Source organism: Rhodanobacter sp. FW104-R8 (assembly GCF_001617365.1).
In the GTDB taxonomy this organism is placed as follows: Bacteria; Pseudomonadota; Gammaproteobacteria; order Xanthomonadales; family Rhodanobacteraceae; genus Rhodanobacter.
This window is the reverse complement of sequence record NZ_LVJR01000064.1, coordinates 1-4,626: the sequence shown is the minus strand read 5'-3', so window position 1 is coordinate 4,626 and position 4,626 is coordinate 1. Positions and strand designations below refer to the sequence as shown.

The following is a 4,626-nucleotide window of genomic DNA, read 5'->3' as shown; positions in this document are numbered from 1 at the left end:
TTGTCTTCGTCATGTCGTTCTCCTTGCGTGGATTGAATCACACGGCAAGGGATACGTTTCTCGCGGGCAAGGTCAACTAAATACTGCCCTTCATGCGGGTGTGGTTGAAACGTCCTCGTTTTTCCGAGCTACCCGCCACAAGCACAACCCCCCAACCAGCAGCGCCAGCGCACCGCTTTCCACGCAGTACAGCCACAGCGCGAAAGCGCCCAGCGCGGCGGCCAGCCAGGCGGTCCAGGCGAGCCGGTGCAGCAGCGCCAGCGCCGTTGCGGCGAGCGCTGCGATGCCGTAGACGTCGTGGAGGAAGCCGAGCACCAGCCACTGCCGCCAGCGGCACCACCACGGGCCGCCGGCGCTGCACTGCTGGCCGACCACGCTGGATTCGACCAGGCCGTAGCGCAGCCAGGCGGCGAGCAGCGCCACGGCCAGCAGCGCCAGCCACGGCAGCGCCTTCTTCCATCCGCGCGCGCTCATCGGCGCCGGCCCGGTACGGGCTTGCCGCCGACGTGCGCCGGCAGGCGGATCTCCGCGGCCAGCGGCAGGTGGTCGGAGAACGCCTGCGGCAGTGCCCAGGTCTTCTCCAGGTGGACCGCCGGCGAGGTGAGGATGTGGTCCAGCGCGCGTCGCGGCTTCCAGCTGGGGAAGGTCGGCGTGGCCTGCGCCGGCGGCTGCAGGCTGGACTTGGCGAACAGCTGCTGCATCTCGGCGCTGCCCGGCTCGGTATTGAGGTCGCCCATCAGCACCGCATGCGGGAAGTCCTGCAGCAGCTCGGCGATGAAGCCGAGCTGGCGCGCGCGCGCCGGCGCGCTCAGCGACAGGTGCGCGATCATCACCGCCAGCGCATGGTCGCCTTCGCCGAACTGGGCCAGCAGCGCGCCGCGGCCGGGGATCCGGCTGGGCAGCGGGTAGTCCAGCACGGAGTGCGGCTCCAGCCGGCTGATCAGGCCGTTCGCCGAGTGCGCCAGCCTGGCCATCGCGCGGTTCGGCTGGTGGCTCCAGAACGGCAGGCCGGCGGTTTCGGCGAGGTAGCGGGTTTGGTTGAGGAAGCCCGAGCGCAGGCTGCCGGCATCGGCCTCCTGCAGGCCGATCACGTCGAACTGCGCCAGTACCTCGGCCAGCCGGTCGAGGTTGTCCATTTTGCTGCGGCCGGGCAGCACCGCGTTGAAGCTGCGGGTGACGTACTGGCGGTAGCGCTGCACGCTGGCGCCGGCCAGGATGTTGCAGCTCAGCAGGCGCAGGTGGCGCTCGGCGGGCGCGGCGGGGGAAGGGGCGGCACGGGTCATCGCAACACACTGCACGGGGGAGGGGGCGCCCGCGGGCTCACGCCGGACGCGGCGGCCAGCATGCTCCCGCGGACGTGAACGGCGCGCCAGCCGCCACGCCGCCGGCACCTACTTGTGCGCGAGCTCGCGCTGGACCAGCCATTGCGTCACCGCGATCATCTCGTCGAACGAATGCACCGTGGCCACGCGGTACTTGCCGTTGACCACGATGGTCGGGGTGCCGTCGACCTGCCAGCGCCGGATCAGCGCCAGGTCGTCCTTCAGCTTCGCGGTGACCTCGGGCGAGGTGGCGATGCGCACGAACTCGGCGCGGTTGACCCCTTCGCGGGCGTAGAAGTCGGCCAGTTCGTCCAGCGAGTTGATCGGGTAGTGTTCGGCGAACTTGGCGTTGAACAGCGGCAGGTGGGTGCGCTCGACCGCGCCGAGCTGCCTGGCCGCGTAGTAGGCGCGCGCATACGGCGTCCACTCGGCGTTGAACGGCGCCGGCATCAGCTTGAACACCGCGCCCGCCGGCAGCTGCTTGCGCAGCTTCTCGGCGGCCGGCGCGAACTGCGCGCAATGGATGCAGCCGTAGGAAAACACCTCGACCACCTCCACCTTGCCCTCGCTGCCGTAGCGCTGCGCCGGCGCGGGCAGGGTGACGTACTCGTTGCCTTCGGTGTACGGCGCCGGCGTGCCGGATTGCGCGGTGCAGGCGCTGGCCAGCAGCAGGCCGCCGAGCAGGGTGAGTACGCGCAGGCGGGCGAATCGCTTGGACATGGATCTTCTCTTCGCGGGGGAGGGCGGCCCAGCCTACTTGCCGGCCGCTTCCTTCGCCACCAGCCACTGGGTCAGCTCGATCGCCTGCGGGTAGCCACCGGCGGAGCTGGCCGTGAAGCGGTACTTGCCGTTGACGATCATGGTCGGCGTGCTGTCCACGCCATAGGCCTTCATCAGGTCATCGGCGCGCTTCATCTGGGTGTTGACGCTGAACGAGTTGGCGACGGCGACGAACTCCTTCGGATCGACGCCGTACTTGGCGTAGAACCTGGCGACGTCCTCGATCGTGGGCCACGCCGCATGCGGCTTCAGCCCGCTGGACTTGAGGTTGTAGGTGGACAGCTCGCCGCTCTTCCACACCGCGTCGTACATCGCGTCGTGGGTCTTGTCGACCACGCCCAGCGCCTGCGCCGCGTAGAACGCGCGCTGGTACAGCGGCCAGTTCTCGTCCGGCCGGAACGAGGCGGCCAGGTAGTTCATCACCGCGCCCGGCGGCAGGCTCTTGGCGATCCGGTCGACGGTGGAATGGAAGCCGTTGCAGGCGGGGCAGCCGTAGGAGAACACCTCGGTCACCTCGATCTTGCCCGGGTGGCTGGTCGGCTGCGCCGGATCGATCCGGAAGTAGTGCTTGCCCTCGACCCAGGTGCCGTTGTCGACGAATGGCGCCGCGGCCGGCGCCGGAGCCGGTGCGGCGGCCGTGGCTGCCGTGCTCGCGGCGGCCGGTGCGGCGCTGCCGGATGCGGCGGGCGCGCTCGCGGGCGTGGCTGCGCTCGTGCCGGCGGCGGGTGCGGCCGCGCTGCTGCCGGTGGCGGCAGGAGGGGTGGCCTGCTGGGCGGCGCCGGAGTTGCTGTCATGGCTGCAGGCGGCGAGCGCGAGCAGGGCGGCACACAGGAACGGCAGGCGCTTCAGCATGGCAAACCTCGTACGGTGGGGCATCAGACGACAGCGCCGACACGACGGTTGGCGCTGGGTCGGTCAGGGCGTGGCGGCCGGCTGGTTTCCGGCGCTGTGCAGGCCCTCGACGTAGCTGGCCAGGGCGGCGATGTCGTCGGCGCTCAGCTGCTTGGCGATCGTCGGCATGATCTGCGCGCGGGCGTCGTCGCCCCAGCTGGTGCCGTCGTGCCAGGCCTTCAGCGTGGCCTGGATGTATTGCGCGTGCTGGCTGGCCAGGTGCGGATACGCGGCACCCGGGTTGCCGCTGCCGTCGATGCTGTGGCAGGCCATGCAGGCGGGGATGCCGCGCGCGGCGTCGCCCTGGCGGAACAGCGCCTGGCCGCGCTCGACCAGCGCCTGGTCGGCCACGCCGGGCAGCGGGGTCTTGCTGGCGAAATAGGCGCCGACGTCGTGCATGTCCTGCTCGGACAGCGGCGCGGCCATGCCCATCATGATCGGGTTCTGCCGCTTGCCGGCCTTGAAGCTGGTCAGCTGGTGCACGATGTACTGCTCGCTCTGGCCGGCCAGCTTCGGGTACTGCGCGTCGCTGGAATTGCCGTCCATGCCGTGGCAGGCGCCGCAGACGGCGGCCTTGGCCTGGCCGGCGGTGGCGTCGCCCGGCTTGACCGGGGCGCTGGCCGCGGGCGCCGGGGCCGCGGCGGCCGGCGCGGTGCTGGCGGCAGCCGGGGCGGCGGTATTCGGCTGGGTTTCTTGGGCCATCAGCGCAGCGCTGGACAGCGCGAACGCGAGGGCGATGGCGGACCCGAGAACCGCGGGCCGAAAACCAGCAGACCGAAAACTCATACACTTGACTCCCGAGAGACTTGCGGACACTGCCGGTGTTTGCGGCCGCAAGGCCCGCAACAGGCAGAAACCGCAGAATTATCCCTGCGCCACCATCGCTTGGTCAAACCATCCCCATGTCGAATCCCCTGCAAGGCGCGCAATTCGTGCTCGCCGCCCACCGCATCAGCCAGCTTCCCGCCGACCAGGGCGCCGAGGTGGCGTTCGCGGGCCGCTCCAACGCCGGCAAGTCCAGCGCGCTGAACGCGTTGACCGGGCACAAGGGGCTGGCGCGCACCTCCAAGACCCCGGGCCGCACCCAGCAGATGGTGGCGTTCAGCCTGCCGCCGTACAGGGATGTGCCGGCGTCGCGTGCGCAGGAGGCGCCGGAGCGACCGCCGGCCGCCGCCGGCGGCCCGCCCTCGTCCGACCTGCGGCTGATCGACCTGCCGGGCTACGGCTACGCCAAGGTGCCGCTGGAGATGCGCGAGCACTGGAAGCAGGAGATCGACCGCTACCTGCACCAGCGGCGCAGCCTGCGCGGCGTGGTGCTGATCGCCGACATCCGCCATCCGCTGAAGGAGTTCGACCGGACGATGCTGGATTTCTGCTTCGCCACCGGCCTGCCCTGCCACCTGTTGCTGACCAAGGCCGACAAGCTCTCCCGCAACCAGGCGATGCAGGCGCTGGCGGCGATGCGCAAGAGCTTTCCCGACGGCCTGCACGCCACCGCGCAGGTGTTCTCGTCCGCCGCCGGCACCGGCGTGGAGGAGGCGCGCGCCGCCGTGGCGGCGCTGCTGCTGCAGTCGCGTGAAGGCGCGCACCAGGACCACGAACGCTGACGCTGACGTGTAGGAGCCCGCTCGCG

General features: G+C 70.7%; 6 protein-coding genes. 1 reads left to right on the top strand and 5 read right to left on the bottom strand.

The window, feature by feature from the left end; all coding sequences use genetic code 11:
- Positions 1-90 precede the first annotated feature (90 nt).
- From RHOFW104R8_RS11140 to RHOFW104R8_RS11120, 5 genes are all read right to left on the bottom strand, one after another.
- Complete coding sequence (locus tag RHOFW104R8_RS11140) at positions 91-474, bottom strand: hypothetical protein (protein WP_068094726.1); 384 nt, start codon at positions 472-474, stop codon at positions 91-93.
- Positions 471-1,283: an endonuclease/exonuclease/phosphatase family protein gene (locus tag RHOFW104R8_RS11135; RefSeq protein ID WP_068094722.1), complete on the bottom strand. Its 813-nt coding sequence runs from the start codon at positions 1,281-1,283 to the stop codon at positions 471-473. The genes RHOFW104R8_RS11140 and RHOFW104R8_RS11135 overlap by 4 nt, the downstream gene beginning before the upstream one ends.
- Positions 1,284-1,391: 108 nt before the next feature.
- On the bottom strand, positions 1,392-2,042 hold the full coding sequence (locus tag RHOFW104R8_RS11130) for a thiol:disulfide interchange protein DsbA/DsbL (protein WP_068094717.1): 651 nt from the start codon (positions 2,040-2,042) through the stop codon (positions 1,392-1,394).
- Positions 2,043-2,075: 33 nt separating this feature from the next.
- Complete coding sequence (locus RHOFW104R8_RS11125; protein WP_068094713.1) at positions 2,076-2,954, bottom strand: thiol:disulfide interchange protein DsbA/DsbL; 879 nt, start codon at positions 2,952-2,954, stop codon at positions 2,076-2,078.
- Between the two features lie 63 nt (positions 2,955-3,017).
- Positions 3,018-3,779 carry a cytochrome c gene (locus RHOFW104R8_RS11120; RefSeq protein WP_068094711.1) on the bottom strand — a complete coding sequence of 254 codons (762 nt, stop codon included), beginning with the start codon at positions 3,777-3,779 and terminating at the stop codon, positions 3,018-3,020.
- A 116-nt stretch (positions 3,780-3,895) separates the two neighbouring features.
- Here RHOFW104R8_RS11120 and RHOFW104R8_RS11115 point away from each other — a divergent pair, with 116 nt between their 5' ends.
- Positions 3,896-4,600 (top strand): GTP-binding protein, encoded by a 705-nt coding sequence (locus RHOFW104R8_RS11115; RefSeq protein WP_068094708.1) that lies wholly within the window; start codon positions 3,896-3,898, stop codon positions 4,598-4,600.
- Positions 4,601-4,626 lie beyond the last annotated feature (26 nt).

What these genes read in the sequence shown, in the direction of transcription:
- RHOFW104R8_RS11140 (WP_068094726.1), bottom strand. Translation starts at nt 474, where the DNA reads ATGAGCGCGCGCGGATGGAAGAAGGCGCTGCCGTGGCTGGCGCTGCTG.
- RHOFW104R8_RS11130 (WP_068094717.1), bottom strand. Translation starts at nt 2,042, where the DNA reads ATGTCCAAGCGATTCGCCCGCCTGCGCGTACTCACCCTGCTCGGCGGC.
- RHOFW104R8_RS11115 (WP_068094708.1), top strand. Translation starts at nt 3,896, where the DNA reads ATGTCGAATCCCCTGCAAGGCGCGCAATTCGTGCTCGCCGCCCACCGC.
- RHOFW104R8_RS11120 (WP_068094711.1), bottom strand. Translation starts at nt 3,779, where the DNA reads ATGAGTTTTCGGTCTGCTGGTTTTCGGCCCGCGGTTCTCGGGTCCGCC.
- RHOFW104R8_RS11135 (WP_068094722.1), bottom strand. Translation starts at nt 1,283, where the DNA reads ATGACCCGTGCCGCCCCTTCCCCCGCCGCGCCCGCCGAGCGCCACCTG.
- RHOFW104R8_RS11125 (WP_068094713.1), bottom strand. Translation starts at nt 2,954, where the DNA reads ATGCTGAAGCGCCTGCCGTTCCTGTGTGCCGCCCTGCTCGCGCTCGCC.